The following is a 14,822-nucleotide window of genomic DNA, read 5'->3' as shown; positions in this document are numbered from 1 at the left end:
GTGGGCGGGCGCCCCGGCCCGGTTTCGGGCTCGGGTTGTACCCGTTTCGCCACACACCCTTTGTCGCTCCGTGTTTCGGGTGTCCTCCGGCCGGACTGGACCCGCGGCGATCGTCCTCACAGCGCCCCACCCACTCTGCATGAATCAACGCCGAATGAGCTAACGGGGCCGCAATTGGGGGCGTTTGGTGGCGCGGCCTTGCGCGATACGTTAGTGACCACTAACGTATTAGATGTGTTCGATGCCTTGGAGATTGCTGCGGAGCCGAACCGGCGCCGGTTGTTGCATCTTCTGGCACGCGGGGAGCAGGCGGTGAGTGAGCTGGCTGCCCAGTTCGCGGTGAGCCGTTCCGCGGTCTCCCAGCATCTGTTGTTACTGGAGCAGGCTGGACTGGTGGCAGCCCGCAAGGAGGGGCGGAGCAGGTATTACCGGCTCGACCCCGTGGGCATGGGCCGGCTGCGTGCGCTGGTGGAGCAGTTCTGGACCGACGAACTGGATCTGCTGGCCGCAGATGCCGCCGCCTTGGCCACCAAGAGGCAAAGAGGGCCGCAACATGATGCAAACCATTCGGCCAAATCACTTCACATTAAGGACCTCCCATGAGCTTTGATAAAACGATCCACCTGCCCGTCAGCGCTGACGAGGCGTTTGCACTCATTACCGAACCGGAACGTCTGCGTCGCTGGCAGACGGTCGCCGCCCGTGTAGACCTGCGGATCGGGGGCGAATACCGCTGGACGGTAACCCCGGGCCACCACGCGTCCGGGACGTTCCAAGAAATCGACCCGGGCAAGCGGATCGTCTTCACGTGGGGCTGGGAATCCGGGATGGACCTGGCACCCGGCGCGTCGACCGTGACCATCACGCTGGAGCCGGACGCCGAGGGGACCTTGCTGCGCTTGGTCCACGAAGGACTCACCGCCGAACAGGCCACAGCGCACGCCGAAGGATGGAACCACTACCTCGGCCGCCTAGTCGCCGAAACGTCCACCCCGGCAGGGGCCGGGCCCGACGAGTGGTCCGCCGCTCCCGCACAGATCGATCCCCTCAGCTCGGCCGATGCGTCCCTCGCCGTGCTCCTGGGCGTGCTGCGCAAGGTCGCCCCGGCAGACCGGGAGCAAGCAACCCCCTGCGTAGACTTCACCGTCCACGAGCTGCTGGAGCACCTGGCGGGATCGCTGAAGCAGATCGGCGCGGCACTCGGCGCGGACGTCACGGACCACCCGAATTCCTCACCCGAGGTGCGCATCGCGGCACTTGCGCAGTCGACCCTCGAGGCATTCACCCGCCGCGGCGTCGAGGGCACCATCGACATGGGCTTCGCCGAACTCCCCGCCACCGTCGTTGCCGGAATCATCAACCTGGAGCTGCTCGTGCACGCCTGGGACTTCGCCACAGCAACCGGCCAAGAACTCGCCGTGTCTGACGTCGTCACCGACTACGTCGAAGGTCTTGCTCAACTGACCATCTCGGAACAGGTCCGGGCCAGCGGCAGCTTCGCCCCCGCCCAGCCCGTCGCCGAGACCGCCGGGAGCCTTGAACGTCTGATCGGATTCACAGGCCGATCCGTAGCCGCCTGAAGTACTGCACCCCAGTAATCGCAAGAATAAATAGAAAAGAAGGAAACCATGTCCAAGTTCGTCTTCATTTACCACGCCCCGATGACCCCCGCAGAAGCCGCGCCGCCAGCTCCGGAGGACATGGCCGCCGTTATGGAGCAGTGGAATGTCTGGGCCGGCAAGGTCGGCAACGGCTTGATCGATTTCGGCACGCCTCTGGCTAACGGTGTCCGCGTTTCCGCCGACGGCACCACCGCACCGAGCCAGCGTGAGGTCGCCGGATACAGCATCATCGAGGCCGATACCCTTGAAGCCGCCGTCGAGCTCGCCAAGGTCCATCCGCACCTGGACATGCCCGGCGGCTGCGAAATTGAGGTCCACGAAGCGCAGCAAATCCCTGGAATGTAGCACGGGGCCAAATACTTCGGAAGGCATGTCCGCCGCTGCCGCGCGGTAGTCGGCGGACACGCCCCAATTTGTACAGAAGCGCCTGGATGGCGCAGCCCTGGATCAGCCCCATGACTGCCGGGGCGAGGCGTCGGGCCTAAAATTCCGCGTTTTCGGAGAGGTACGCAAGGCACGCGTCCACGCCTCTCAATAGGTCGCTATGTGCCCTCAGAATTTGGGTAAGGCTACTGCGCGCCACCTGGGCAGGGCCGTGAAGATTTTTTCGAAGAACCAGACTGGTTAGTACATGGCCGGAAACGACCCAAACGCCGGGACATCGACGTAGCGGTAGAGCAGTAACAGGATCCAGGCGCGCCGGCTTCCGCAGATCAGGACGCACAGGCCCCAGCCCGCAGCGGCGGCGGTTTCGGCGAGGAAGAGGTTACCTTCGCCAAAGCCGCCGGGGGCGGCGGACTGGTACCCCGGGGCAAGTTGTGAGTGCACGACGGCGTCCACGGCCAAGGCTGAGCCGGCCAAGATTCGAAGGATCAGATCTGCAGCCTTGATCCGGGCGCACCTGATCCCAGCCCTCATCTGCCATGTGTCGCCTACCTCGGGGCCGGGCCAGAGTGCTGGTTCATTTGATGTTCAGTGTTCCGTGCATGTCCAGAGCGGCAGGTGTAGGTGCCCGGCTTGGCCGAGGGCACCATAAACCAGAAATTGTGACTCTTGACGGGAACTTAAGCCGATCTTGGGTTGCCGGTCAAAACCCTCGGGTTAGCATGTGGTCAGGGCAATACTGTTGGGAGTAGGACCCTACTCACGGGGGCAGAGCCGGCGGCGGACCGTCCGTTTGACCTTTCGGACAATGAACGATCCGCCGTCGACCGCCTCGTACTCTCCAGCCACGCCCGGTCAACCATAGAACTCGACATCGATGCCCGCCTCGCCGAACCTCCGCTTCCGCGTGTAACCACTGCGGAGTTCGAGGACACCGCGGACGGGAAGACGCAGCCGCCGTTGACCGCGATCTGTATGGCAGCCACCGCCAACGAGAACAAGAACCCGGAGCGTAATTACCGCCGGGCCACATCTTCCAAAATGGCGGGTAGCAAAGGTCGCCCGGTTGCGGTACCGCTTTCCACACTCTTCGGTGAGGGGCAGACTGGGACGGGAGACGTCCACGCGATCACAGGGGAGCATCCATGAGTACGGCCACGTCGGTCATTGTCTTCGATGTCAACGAAACGCTGTCGGATATGTCTCCCATGAGGGAATGCTTCGGAGAAGTCGGGGCACCGACCGAGCTGGCCGGCTCTGGTTCGCGACGCTGCTGCGTGACGGCTTCGCTCTAGCAGCCAGTGGAGGGAACGGATCGTTCGCGGCCATGGGGGCCGAGGCACTTCGGGCACTCCTGACCGGTGTGGACCTTAACCGCCCACTCGAGGCAGCGGTTACCCACGTGATAGGCGGCCTGAACAGCCTCCCGGTCCATCCGGACGTCCCCGGGGGCATCAGGGCACTCGCCGATGGAGGGTTCCGGTTGGTCACGCTCAGCAACGGTTCGGCCCAGATGGCCGGGAAACTCCTAACCGAGGCTGGAATCCGGGGTGATTTTGAGGCGCTTCTCTCCGTCGAAGACGCACCGGCGTGGAAACCGACGCGGAGTTCGTATGAGTATGCTGCTGCCTCTACCGGGGCTGACCCGGGCGGCATGCTGTTGGTCGCGGTGCATCCGTGGGATATCCACGGCGCCGCCCGTGCCGGGCTGCGCACGGCGTGGCTGAACCGAACCGGGGGCAGTTTTCCAAGCTACTTCGAGGCCCCCGACTTCACCATCACATCCCTGACCGACCTTCGTGCAGCCTTGACAGGAGCAGACTGAAGTCCACAAGCGGCACATGCTGCCGATGTCGGCCTGCCCTTGTTCCTCCTGCTGGTCCGGACGTGTCCTGGCGTCCCTTCGCCACTGATCTGTTCGTAAGTGCGAGGACATAATTACGGTCGCAATGGAGCGGGCTGGACGAAGTCAACTCCGCGCTACCTTGCGGAAGTTGGAAGCAAACATCCCATAGAGGAGTGACTCACATGTAGCTGCAGACTCGTCCTGGAACGAAGGTTGCGTCGTTCCCGGCGGCGTTGGCGTGGAGGCCGGCGACGCCGGATCGCATCGCGATCAGTTCAGGAATCTCGTTGTACCGGTTCGGCCAGCTGGTTGGAGAGAGGGGTCTGGACGTGGGTGCAGGGGTTACTCCGGCGGCACAGGGGCCAAAAATTTCGCGTATTTGCGTCAGGGCGAGGCCGGCGGCCCGTCCGATGTTCGGCGAAGCGGTCCGGGCTGGGAGTCTGCGATGATCTCCCGAACGGCGCGGCAGATGAGGTCGGGTTCATCGCGGTGGATGTGGTGGCCTGCGTGTTCGGCTATGACGAGCGTGCCGCGGGTTGAGAGCTGGGCGAGCTCTGATTGGAGGTCAGCCCATAATGTCAGTGCCGCCATTGTCCCGGCAGCAGTCCTGCCGGAGCCTGCCGGCCCGGGCCGGTAGGCCGCGCGTGTGATCACTGTGAGCGGTAGATCGCCAAGGGTGGGGGCATGGTTTCTCAGGTATGGTCCTGCGGTCAGGAGGGCGTGTACCTCCCCGAGAAGAGAGCAGCGGTGCCTGTTCCGCAGTTGCAGTGCCAGCCCGAGCTCGACCGGGCTTCCGGGGAACCGTTGGCGTGCCTCGGCGCGGGTTTTCCGGGCGATGCCGATGTCCGCCCCGAGCCGGACGAGACCGCGTGGAGCGACCTGCCCGGCGCCGGCGAACAGCCTGGCGGCCAGCCGCCGTGCCCGGACCCGTGCGTCGAGGAACTGTCCGACACGCTCAAACTGCCGGTCATGCGGGGTATCGACCAGAAGCAGCCCGAGCATCCGATCCGGGTGGTTGGCCGCGTAGATCCGGGCAACCATCCCGCCGAGCGAGTGCCCGACCAAAAGGTAGGGCGGGGAAACATGGCCGGCGCTCAGGAGCCGGTCAAGGTCATCAACCATCCCCGCGACAGTTTCCGGCCGGGTCCGGGCCGGGCTCCACCCGAGGCCAGGACGGTCGTAGAGGCACACGGTTGTGTCGCGGGCCAGTTCCCGCTGCACCCCCGCCCACTCAAGGGCGGCCGCGCCCAGCGCAGTAACCACTACCACGGCCGGGGCGCCGTGTCCGGCGCGCCAAAGATGTAAACGGCGCCCGTCGATGTCCACCAGTTCCCCGGGTGGAGGGAATCGGCGGCGGTCGCGCTCCGTAGCGATCACCTGATAACCGACGCTCAGCACACCAAAAGTAACGCAGCCTGCCAGCAGACCAGGGATTCCCGCCAGCTGCCGTTCCGGCATCCGCTCAGCCGCCCTCCCACTTAGTAAGCACTCATTCCAGTAAGACTGGTGTCCCGCCGTTCCGGACTGGCTTCGAGTTTTTCGTGCCGAGTGCCGCTAGCTCTTCGTTGGCGGCTTTACTGCCGGATACGCGGTCGCATACGCACACGATGACCGCCGTAGCAAGGGACGAAAGCTACTCGGCCGAGAGATTCCGCCCCAACAGTCACCAGCCGTAAGAGGACCTGAAACGGCTCATACCGCTCCGCAAAGCGTTTGTGTGCTTCTATGGTTGGTCGATGCGTCTGGCTGCCTCCTTCTGCCCTGGTGGCAGGACGAAGCTCTTAACGATGCCCAAGTGCTGGATTTCCGCCGGTGGCAGCCCGGCGGCGGCCACGAGTTGCTGGAATGGTCGACCGCTGCTGAAGCGGTCAAAGACTTCCTTGTTCGGGCAGCTGTCGAGGACAGCGATGCCGTCTTCCGTTTCCACGCAGAGGTGTAGGTCCAGTTGGCCTTCCGGAAGGAGGGCGAGCATGCGGTCGTGCCCGGCAAGTAGCTCAGCCGGGTTCCCCCTGAATGTGTACATTCCTAGATACATTTTCTGCCTCGCTTGTTTCTCGCTGGGTCGCTGTTTTGTTCGGTGGCCGGGGAAGCGGATTTACAGCCTCGTGGTTGTTGGTCGCCGCGCGGCCCAGGGATTGGCCCGTTCCAGCTGCGCGGCAAGACGGAAAAGGGTTGCCTCAGCGCCGAAGGCGGCCAGGAAAGACATTCCGACGGGGAGCCCTGCGGAATCGGTGCCCGACGGTATCGACACGGCCGGGTTACCGGTGATGTTGGCGTACTCGCCATCAAACATCAGGAACCGGCCAGCTTCCCGCTCGCCGCGGAGGGGGTCCTCGACGGTCGCCGTCAGCGTGCCCAGCGGCAACGGTGGCCAGCCGACCGTCGGCGTCAGCCAGAGGTCGTAATTATCGAAGAATCCGGCGATCCGCCGGCTAAAGCGCTGCAGTTCCTCCACGCCCTGGAGGTAGTCCGCGGCACTGACCTTGCGGCCGCGTTCGAACAGGACCTCGGTGTAGGGTTCGATTTCGCCCGGTTCGGGCCCGCGCCCTTGCCGGTTCGTCCAGTACCCTTCGATCCAGCTGGCCGCGGCACCGTATACGGCGCGGAGAGCTCGGTGTCCGGCACGATCCAGCGGTTCAGGATGCGCTTCTTCGACGTGGTGGCCCAGGCTGACCAATAAGTTCACCGTCGCGTCAAAGGTCCGCTGGTAGTCAGGATGGACTGACTGGCCCCTGTTGGGTGAAGCCGTGGCCGCGATTCTCAGGCGTCCCGGCGCGGTCATTATCTCGGCCGTGTAGGGGCGCTGCTGCGGCGGAGCGCAGTATGGGTCACCGGGAGCCGGTCCGGCTACGGCGTCCAACAATGCAGCCGCGTCGCGGACTGTGCGGGTCAGCGCAAACTCGGCCGCGAGGCCGCCCGCGATGTCGCCATATTCCGGTCCGAGCGGAACCCGGCCCCGGGTTGGTTTGAGGCCGAAGAGTCCGCACCACGCTGCTGGATAGCGCAGTGAACCGCCCAGGTCGTTTCCGTGGGCCATCGGGACGAGGCCTGCCGCAACGGCCGCCGCCGACCCGCCGCTTGATCCGCTGGTGGAAAGAGCCAGGTCCCATGGGTTGCGCGTTGGGCCATGGAGGATTGGTTCGCAGTGCGGACTTAGTCCGAACTCACAGGTGTTGGTCTTGCCGACGATGGCCAACCCGGCCCGCCGGAACCGCCGCGCGAGCTCCTGGTCCGTGCGTGAGACGTTCCCCGCAAGCCAACGCGAACCTTCCGAAAACGGTGTCCACGCGATTTCCAGGGCGAGATCCTTGACCAGGAACGGCACCCCAGGAAACGGATAGTGATCTCCGTTGTCAGGAGGTGTGTTTCCGGCCAGGGCGGGCAAACCGTCGTGCGCCGGGTCCAGCTCGACGATCACGGCGTTCAGGGCAGGGTTCATCACCCGGATGCGTTCCCTCGCTTCCGCAAGCAGTTCACCGGCGCTGACCTGGCCGGAGCGGACTAAATCGGCCTGCTCCGTTGCATCCATCCAGCGGAGTTGTTCATCCACAGCGGCCCTCCTTGGGCGGCATTACGACAGTCCCTGTCAGCGCACGGTTCCACGCCCGGAAACTATGGGCGGACAGTCCACGCTGCAGGGCTCAAGTCGGCCGTTGGAATCCTCGGCGACTTCGTCGGCAAGACCGGGCCTGTGCGGCTCGCTGCCTCGCACGGCCTCCCAGGGAGCCAAATGCTGCTGTACCGGGCGGAGCCGGTGCGCGGTTCCATTTCCCGGCAGCCACAAGCCACCGTGGGCTGCCGCTACATTCCGGGCATCAGGCCCAGTTGCCCCATCATCGACGCGACGTCAGGATGAGCCCGGAAGGAGACGATCTTGCCGTCCCTGATGGAAGCAAAATAGGTTCCTGTCCCGACCACGGACTTGCCCGTCGCGGGAATTTCCTGGTCTCCCATCCGCAAGGGACCGGTATTCGTTCCGGTGAACTCCACTTCCGCCGCCACGTCGTCATCGCTGACCACCCTGCTCGTGGTCTTCACGTGCATATCCGGGAAGGCCGAGAACCACGCGTCCATGTAGGACTGGACCTGATCCCGCGTGTGGAAGGGCTCCGCGGCCATCACATCCGAAAAGGTAAAATTATCGGCCAGCAGGCCGGCGAAGCCGGCCGTGTCGTGCTGGTCCCAGGCCGCCATCCCGCGGTCGTCAAGCTCCTCAACTTCAGCGCGTGACATCACACATCTCCTCCTTGAAAATGTCCTGACGCGGTTCATGGTAGACCTGCCAAGGCACCAGTCAATGGGTCGTTGGTCCCTTATCTCCCCACCACCGTCGCGGGTGAAGTCAGACAAGTTAGGCACACAGAAAAGGCAAGGATCCGCGTCCGGAAGGCATCGACGCCACAAACACGGTCAGCGTGCGCAGGGCAGCCATGGGCGCACAGCCGTTTCGCATCGGTCAAGATGATTCAAGGCAGGCTTTGAGCGATGTGAGCTGGCTGACCTCGGCGCCCATGGTGCGTTGTATCAAGGGTCCGGCCAGTTTCATGAGGCCCTTGGGCTGCACATCGAGAGTGAATCTCACGAGGGTCCCCCTGGCGTCCTGGGTCAGTCTGTATTCCCCGACGGGACGCGCCGGGCCAGCTACGACATGGAACGCCAGGTATTCCCCAGGCCGGGCTTCCGTAATTTCGTAGTCTCCAGCCACCGGACGGCCTCCGGGACCGGTAAGCGTCTGCTGGTAGATGGCCCCGACGCTGCCGGCAGCGCCGCTTCGCAGGCTGATGGCCTGAACACCCGAGCGCCATTTCGGGTTGTTCAATCCATCCGCGAGGAACGCATACACCGCCTCAGGTGAGCGGTCGATGGTGATCTGATTTTCTGCGTGGGCCATAGTTATCCTTCCAACAACGGAATGCACGTCACCGACCACGCAATTCCACCAATACTGGCGGTTTCGCGGCGTCCTGCCGAGGCAGGCCACGTCGGCCAGCTTCTCAGGAGAACGTTGACTAAGTCCAGGGTCAGGATGGCTTACTTCAGGTGCCGGACTGCTGCCCCAGTTCGCCACCTTGGTGGAAGCGTATCCGTGCGGTCGACCCAGAGGGACCATCGGCCCTGTCTGAACCTGTTTTGGTGCGGAATGCTTTCGTCTATGCCGTTCCTTCTTGAGTACGGAACCGACCACGGAGCTGGATGGTTCACGGTTGCGGGCACGAACTCCAGGGACGCCATGGCCAAGGCTGCGGAGGCTTTGCGGGGTCTGGAGTGCAGCCATGCGGTGTTGCGGCAGACTACTTACCCGCACACCCTTGTTGGGCTGGGACCGGTTGTCGCCGCCTTTACCAGGGGTGGAGGGTGGACGGTACAAGGCGTCTGGCCGGGCCTGTGACGACTTCTGCCACGGGAATCTGGCGGTCAGCGAAAGATTGGACGAGCTGACAGCGTGGAGTCCGCAGCGAGCGACTCCAACCTGGTGAGGTTCGTGGGGGTGCACACCCGTGGACTTTCTGCGCGATATGCCCCTCCCCGCCGTGTCGGGGAACTCGTATGCAGAGGGCTGAAACACAGGTGGTTCAAGGCCCGACGCGGTGCTGATACTAAGCCGACTCGGCGCACATTCAATGCCCTGACCTGCCCTGGCGGGGCAACCAAGCCTAGACTCCTGATCATGATCTCAGTCGAAATGCAGGGCCGAGCCGAGGATCGCTGGCCGGCCGTGATTGGCCTCCTCGCTGCGCTGGGCTTGTACGGGACGCTGCCGACGACATTCCTGCCGGGCGTCCGCTACGTCGTCGTGGTGGTCGGCCTTGGCCTGCTGATTCCGCTGGTGGTCCTGAATCCTCGCCGGCTCACCCGCGAAACCCGCTGGTCCCGAATTCTTTCCATTGGCCAGGCACTCCTCCTGGTCGTGGCCAACGAGGCTGCCTTGGTTCAGCTGGTCATTGCCCTGACGACAACCAACAGCAACGGACCCACCCTTTTGCTCGCCGCACTTCAGGTATGGGTAACGAACGTGATCGCTTTCGCCTTGGTCTATTGGGAACTGGACCGCGGCGGACCCGTCTCCCGCCGACACACCCCGCGCCCCCACCTGCCCCGAGCAGACTTCCGCTTCCCGCAAGATGAAGACCACGACGCTGTCAAGGAAGTTGCGGCCAGATCTTCGGTCACTACCGGCTGGACGGCTGCGTTCATTGACTATCTGTACTTTTCGCTGTCCAACTCCATGGCATTCAGCCCCACGGATACAATGCCGCTTTCAGCCCGGGCCAAAGGACTGATGGGGTTGGAAGCCTTCGGCGGCTTCGTGCAGCTGGCGTTGGTCATCGCCCACGCCGTCTCCCTGCTTGGCCAATAACAGCCCAGGGTGGTGCAGCGGCCCAGGCACGGGCCACCAGGGCCATCGCGGCGGCCACGTTGGCACCACAGTCAGGGTCGTCCTCCGGCGTCCGCCCCCAATCCCAGGCCTCACCACCACAAGGGCCACGAAGTGCACTCACCCGCTGCCCGAACAGAAGACCGCCCTCTCTGCGCGCCCACGGGCATGGTGCCCTCGGAGTTGAGGTCGGAGGGATATATTTTGGGTGTGCGTCTCCGTCCGGGTGTTCGGGCGGCCCGGGTCTCGAGTTCTTGCGGGTGCGAGGCGCCCAATTGGGAGGGCTCAACGTGTCTCAGAACGGTCGCCTCGAACTTCCTCAACCGGTAGGCCGAAGCAGAACCAGGCTCGCTTGGCTCGCGGGATGTGCTGTCGTACTGCTGGCTGCGCTGGCATTGTATTTCGATTGGAATAACGGAACCGCGGCCGCCAGGGTGACCGGCGATTTCCTCATCCTCGCGGCCGCTGTAACGGCTGGCATCAGTTGCAGCAGGGCCGGCCGGCGTGGTGAGAATGCACGGGCGTGGTCCCTCCTGGCTGTGGCAGCGTTTACCTGGGCTGCGGGGCAGGCGCTCTGGACTTACTTCGGGCTCGCCAACAACAACACATATCCGTTTCCCTCGGTTGCCGACGTACTCTTCCTTGCGTATTCGATCCCTGCCGCCGCCGCGCTGTTCAGCTTCAAGCGGCCGGCTGACACCGCCAAGGTGGGTTGGGTCAGGTCGGCACTCGATGCCTCGGTGATTGCCGGCTCGGTCTTGGCGATCAGCTGGTACACGGCGCTCGGGCCGGCCCTGAGCTCTGAAGGCGACGCCCTGACCGTGCTTGTCAGCGTCGCATACCCCGTCGTGGACGTGGTCATCACGTCCCTGGTCCTGGTCCTGGCCATGCGCCGGCAACCGGGCGAACGTCTCCCCTGGTTGTGCTTCGGCAGCGGGCTGCTCGCCCTGACCATCACCGACAGCACCTACGTCAGGCTCACGTTCGACGGCGTCACCGGCGTCACGGGATCGCCCCTTGCCCTGGGGTGGATTGGCGCCTTCCTCCTGATCGCGCTTGCACCATTGCTGCCGTACGCGGAAAACCCGCAGCCTGAGCGCAAGGCGTTCGCCCTGGCCCTGGAACTGCTCCCCTACGCGCCGATCCTGGCGGCGCTGGTTATCTTGGCCGGCCCGCACGTCCAGGAAATGAATACCTTCCTGCTGGTGGTGGCCAGAATAACGGTCGTCCTCATCCTGGTCCGTCAGGTGCTGATCGTTGTTCAGAACCTCACCCTGACCACCGGTCTCGAAAAGGAAGTGGCCGTCCGGACCGCGGAGCTGGAGGGCCTGGGCGCGATCGTGAATTCCTCCACGGACGCCATCTTCAGCACCACCCCGGAGGGCATCATTACCAGTTGGAATCCAGGGGCTCATGTGCAGTACGGGTACGTTGCCGAGGAGGCCCTCGGCCGCGACGGGCGCATCCTCGTGGCGCCCGGCAGCGTGGACCGGACCGAGGACATATTCGAACGGCTGAGGGAAAGCGGCGCCGCGGTGAACTTCGAGACCGAACATGTGAGGAAGGATGGGACGCCCATCCCGGTGTCCCTGACAGTCTCACCGATCAATAAAGACGGGAACCTTCGCGGCATCGCCGTCATCGCCAGGGACATCACCCTCCGCCGGGCCGCCGAGGACGAACTGAAGGCCGCGAAGGCAGCTGCGTTGGAAGCCAGCAGGCTCAAATCCGAATTCCTTGCCACCATGAGCCATGAAATCCGCACGCCGATGAACGGTGTGGTGGGACTGACCGCACTCTTGCTCGAAACCCCGCTGGATGACACACAGAAGCAGTATGCGCAAGGGGTCAAAGGCGCAGGTGACGCCCTATTGGCCTTGATCAATGACATCCTGGACTTTTCCAAACTGGAGGCCGGCAAGGTGGATCTGGACTTGCGCCCATTCGATCCCCGGGTTCTGGTCGAGGAAGTCGCAGGGCTGCTGGCAGAGCCGGCACAAACCAAAGGGTTGGAGCTCATCGCCTATTGTGAGCCTGACCTGCCCGGCAGACTGATCGGGGATTCAGGCCGGATCCGCCAGGTCCTGCTGAACTTGGCCTCCAATGCTGTGAAGTTCACCGCTGCCGGCGAGGTAGCCATTCGAATAAAGGCCGAAACACGCGATACCCGGCCCGGGTCCGCCGGCATGGTCCACTTCGAAGTCCGGGACACGGGAATCGGCATCGAACCCGCACACCATGCCCGGTTATTCGAATCATTCTCCCAAGCCGACGCCTCAACAACCCGCCGCTACGGCGGCACCGGACTGGGTCTGGCAATCTGCAGCCGCCTCACAGACGCAATGAACGGTGAGATCGGGATGAGAAGCACCCCCGGTCAAGGGAGCACCTTCTGGTTCCGTATCCCCCTGCCGGTGGCACCGCCGTCGACCGATCCCCTGCCGACCGCCGAAATTCTCACCGGGCTGCGGGTACTGGTGGTCGACGACAACGCCACCAACCGACTGGTACTGGAATCGCAATTACGCGGCTGGCGGCTGCAGCCTGACACCGCGCCCGACGCCCGGACCGCCCTGGCCAGGGCCCGCGACGCGGCAGAACGGGGAGAACCCTTCGATCTTGCGGTACTGGATCTCTGCATGCCCGAAACCAACGGCCTGGACCTGGCCCGCTCCATCAAGGCCGACCCCGCCCTGGCCACCATGGAACTGATCATGCTCACCTCCACCATGCAGATCAGCGGCGCAACAATTGCCGAAGCCGGGGTCCGGGAATGGCTGATGAAACCTGTCCGCAGCTCCGAGTTCTACAACCGCCTGATCCGCCTGATGTCCACCAGCGAACAACGCACCCCGGCCGAGAGGCTCACGGCCCTGACAAGTGCGGCCTTGCGTGAGCGGCCAGCCACCAGGCCCGCGAGCCCAGGGCATATCCTCGGCCGACTCCTGATCGTCGAGGACAACGAAGTCAACCAACTCGTAGCCCGCGCAACAGTGACGATGTTGGGCTACGCGGCGGACGTCGCCGCCAACGGCGTTGAAGCCGTGGCCCGCACCGAAAGTACGCGGTACGACGCCGTCCTGATGGACTGCCATATGCCGGTCATGGACGGGTTCGAGGCCACCAGGATCATCCGGAGCCGCGAGAACGCGAGCAGCCGGCTGCCCATCATCGCCATGACCGCCGGGGCCCTCGACGGGGACCGGGAACGCTGCCTCGCCGCCGGCATGGACGACTACCTCTCCAAACCTGTTGCCGCCACGGACCTCGAAACAGTCCTGGCCCGGTGGGTCCCGGATCAGCCAACACGGTTCGTGCCCGGGGAACCCCTGGCCGCCACCGGCCGCCGGACCGCCAGTGACCCAGCGTCCCCTCGGGCCGGGCTCGACCAGGGCCGTCTGGCCATCCTTCGAGACCTCGGACCGGTGGACGGGCTGGGGCTGCTGCCCGCCGCGGCAGAAGCGTTTCGGAAAGATGTCCCGCACCGGCTTGCCGCCCTGGACAGAGCAATCAACGACCACGACGGTCCCGCAGTGACCAGGGCCGCACACGCCCTCCGGGGTGCCGCGGCCAACATCGGAGCCACGGCAGCTGCGGCCCTGTGCGGCGACCTGGAAACTCTGGGATCGGCCGGGCAGTACGACGACGCTGCGGAGATGGTCCGCAGGTTGGAAACGGAGCTTGAGCAGGTGGATATCGAACTCGATCGTGCCCTGGACGTCGCCCCATGATGGTCCTGGTGGCAGATGACGACCCGGGCTCGCTGCTGGTGGCCAAGGCCGCCGTCGAACGCTCCGGCCATAGCTGCCTCACCGCCAGTGACGGCGATGAGGCGTGGGCCCTGTTTCTGGAACACCAGCCGGACGTGGTGGTCACGGACTGGATGATGCCCGGCCTGGACGGACTGGCGCTGTGCCGCGCCATCCGGGCACGGACCACCGACCTGTACACCTACATCATGCTCCTGACCTCGCAAGGATCCCGGGACGACGTCCTCGCCGGCCTCGAGGCCGGCGCCGACGACTACGTCACCAAGCCGCTGGACCCCTTCGTCCTGCATACCCGGCTGCTCGTGGCACAGCGCGTGACCACACTCCACGCCGACCTGGCACACTATCGGACGATGCTCTCCCACCAAGCCCGCACCGATCCCCTGACCGGTCTGAGCAACCGCCTTAAGCTTCACCGAAGACCTCCAACAACTGCACGCACGCAGCCTCCGGTACGGCGAGGAATATTGCCTCGCGATGTGCGACGTGGACAACTTCAAAAGCTACAACGACATCTACGGGCACCAGGCAGGCGACCTCGCCCTGCAGGCCGTTGGTGCCGCCCTCGCCACAGTCGCGCGCGCCAGCGACGGCGTGTACCGGTACGGCGGCGAGGAATTCCTGCTCGTCCTGCCAAGGCAAACGCCTCAAGGAGCCAAGGAAATGCTGCAAAGGGCCCTGCAAGCGGTCCAGACACTGAACATCACCCATTCCGGAGACCCAACCGGCCACCTGACACTCAGCGCAGGCATTGCAGCATTCGCCGACTATCACGCCGAGCCCGACAACGTTCTGCGTGAGGCCGACGCGGCCCTCTACGCCGC

At 64.4% G+C, this 14,822-nt stretch carries 13 protein-coding genes and 1 pseudogene; 8 read left to right on the top strand and 6 right to left on the bottom strand.

The features are described 5' to 3' along the window. Positions 1-213: 213 nt before the first annotated feature. Genes ACX5I6_RS19990 through ACX5I6_RS19980 form a run of 3 tightly spaced genes read left to right on the top strand, consistent with a single transcriptional unit; the run spans position 214 to position 1,967 of the window. A complete protein-coding gene (locus tag ACX5I6_RS19990) occupies positions 214-603 on the top strand; it encodes an ArsR/SmtB family transcription factor (protein ID WP_461841773.1) in 390 nt (129 codons plus the stop codon). Beyond that, positions 600-1,580 carry a TIGR03086 family metal-binding protein gene (locus ACX5I6_RS19985; protein WP_461841772.1) on the top strand — a complete coding sequence of 327 codons (981 nt, stop codon included), beginning with the start codon at positions 600-602 and terminating at the stop codon, positions 1,578-1,580. Before ACX5I6_RS19990 ends, ACX5I6_RS19985 begins: the two co-directional genes overlap by 4 nt. Before the next feature lie 48 nt (positions 1,581-1,628). After that, positions 1,629-1,967, top strand: coding sequence for a YciI family protein (locus ACX5I6_RS19980; RefSeq protein ID WP_461841771.1), 339 nt, complete (start codon positions 1,629-1,631; stop codon positions 1,965-1,967). Positions 1,968-2,246: 279 nt separating this feature from the next. On the opposite strand, the gene ACX5I6_RS19975 is transcribed toward ACX5I6_RS19980, so the two are convergent. Next, the gene (locus ACX5I6_RS19975) at positions 2,247-2,483 is read right to left on the bottom strand and encodes a hypothetical protein (RefSeq protein ID WP_461841770.1); all 237 of its coding nucleotides are present in this window, start codon (positions 2,481-2,483) and stop codon (positions 2,247-2,249) included. A gap of 739 nt (positions 2,484-3,222) precedes the next feature. Between ACX5I6_RS19975 and ACX5I6_RS19970 the strand changes: the two genes are divergently transcribed. Then, the gene (locus ACX5I6_RS19970) at positions 3,223-3,831 is read left to right on the top strand and encodes a haloacid dehalogenase type II (protein WP_461841769.1); all 609 of its coding nucleotides are present in this window, start codon (positions 3,223-3,225) and stop codon (positions 3,829-3,831) included. A 405-nt stretch (positions 3,832-4,236) separates the two neighbouring features. Here the strand turns inward: ACX5I6_RS19970 and ACX5I6_RS19965 are convergent, their stop codons facing one another. From ACX5I6_RS19965 to ACX5I6_RS19945, 5 genes are all read right to left on the bottom strand, one after another. Continuing rightward, a complete protein-coding gene (locus ACX5I6_RS19965) occupies positions 4,237-5,310 on the bottom strand; it encodes an alpha/beta fold hydrolase (protein ID WP_461841768.1) in 1,074 nt (357 codons plus the stop codon). 265 nt (positions 5,311-5,575) lie between these two features. After that, a complete protein-coding gene (locus ACX5I6_RS19960) occupies positions 5,576-5,875 on the bottom strand; it encodes a hypothetical protein (protein ID WP_461841767.1) in 300 nt (99 codons plus the stop codon). A 72-nt stretch (positions 5,876-5,947) separates the two neighbouring features. Next, positions 5,948-7,402 (bottom strand): amidase, encoded by a 1,455-nt coding sequence (locus tag ACX5I6_RS19955; protein ID WP_461841766.1) that lies wholly within the window; start codon positions 7,400-7,402, stop codon positions 5,948-5,950. Positions 7,403-7,653: 251 nt separating this feature from the next. Beyond that, positions 7,654-8,085: an ester cyclase gene (locus ACX5I6_RS19950; RefSeq protein WP_223994909.1), complete on the bottom strand. Its 432-nt coding sequence runs from the start codon at positions 8,083-8,085 to the stop codon at positions 7,654-7,656. A gap of 223 nt (positions 8,086-8,308) precedes the next feature. Continuing rightward, on the bottom strand, positions 8,309-8,743 hold the full coding sequence (locus ACX5I6_RS19945) for an SRPBCC family protein (protein WP_461841765.1): 435 nt from the start codon (positions 8,741-8,743) through the stop codon (positions 8,309-8,311). Positions 8,744-9,520: 777 nt separating this feature from the next. Here ACX5I6_RS19945 and ACX5I6_RS19940 point away from each other — a divergent pair. From ACX5I6_RS19940 to ACX5I6_RS19925, 4 genes and pseudogenes are all read left to right on the top strand, one after another. Then, positions 9,521-10,210 carry a hypothetical protein gene (locus tag ACX5I6_RS19940; RefSeq protein ID WP_461841764.1) on the top strand — a complete coding sequence of 230 codons (690 nt, stop codon included), beginning with the start codon at positions 9,521-9,523 and terminating at the stop codon, positions 10,208-10,210. Positions 10,211-10,662: 452 nt separating this feature from the next. Further along, complete coding sequence (locus tag ACX5I6_RS19935) at positions 10,663-13,959, top strand: PAS domain-containing hybrid sensor histidine kinase/response regulator (RefSeq protein ID WP_461841763.1); 3,297 nt, start codon at positions 10,663-10,665, stop codon at positions 13,957-13,959. Then, positions 13,956-14,237 (top strand): annotated as a pseudogene (locus tag ACX5I6_RS19930) (response regulator); the annotation flags it as partial. The gene ACX5I6_RS19935 and the pseudogene ACX5I6_RS19930, both read left to right, overlap by 4 nt. 193 nt (positions 14,238-14,430) lie before the next feature. Then, a partial coding sequence (locus ACX5I6_RS19925) for a GGDEF domain-containing protein (RefSeq protein ID WP_461841994.1) occupies positions 14,431-14,822 on the top strand: 392 nt, incomplete at its 3' end.

The organism is Arthrobacter sp. MMS24-T111 (assembly GCF_054888995.1).
The sequence above is the reverse complement of the archived record's forward strand: the minus strand, read 5'-3'. Positions and strand labels throughout refer to the sequence as shown.

Bases quoted from the DNA above. Each gene is read 5' to 3' on its own strand.
- ACX5I6_RS19940 (WP_461841764.1), top strand. From the start codon at position 9,521: ATGATCTCAGTCGAAATGCAGGGCCGAGCCGAGGATCGCTGGCCGGCC.
- ACX5I6_RS19970 (WP_461841769.1), top strand. From the start codon at position 3,223: ATGCTTCGGAGAAGTCGGGGCACCGACCGAGCTGGCCGGCTCTGGTTC.
- ACX5I6_RS19950 (WP_223994909.1), bottom strand. From the start codon at position 8,085: ATGTCACGCGCTGAAGTTGAGGAGCTTGACGACCGCGGGATGGCGGCC.
- ACX5I6_RS19985 (WP_461841772.1), top strand. From the start codon at position 600: ATGAGCTTTGATAAAACGATCCACCTGCCCGTCAGCGCTGACGAGGCG.
- ACX5I6_RS19960 (WP_461841767.1), bottom strand. From the start codon at position 5,875: ATGTACACATTCAGGGGGAACCCGGCTGAGCTACTTGCCGGGCACGAC.
- ACX5I6_RS19945 (WP_461841765.1), bottom strand. From the start codon at position 8,743: ATGGCCCACGCAGAAAATCAGATCACCATCGACCGCTCACCTGAGGCG.
- ACX5I6_RS19980 (WP_461841771.1), top strand. From the start codon at position 1,629: ATGTCCAAGTTCGTCTTCATTTACCACGCCCCGATGACCCCCGCAGAA.
- ACX5I6_RS19965 (WP_461841768.1), bottom strand. From the start codon at position 5,310: ATGCCGGAACGGCAGCTGGCGGGAATCCCTGGTCTGCTGGCAGGCTGC.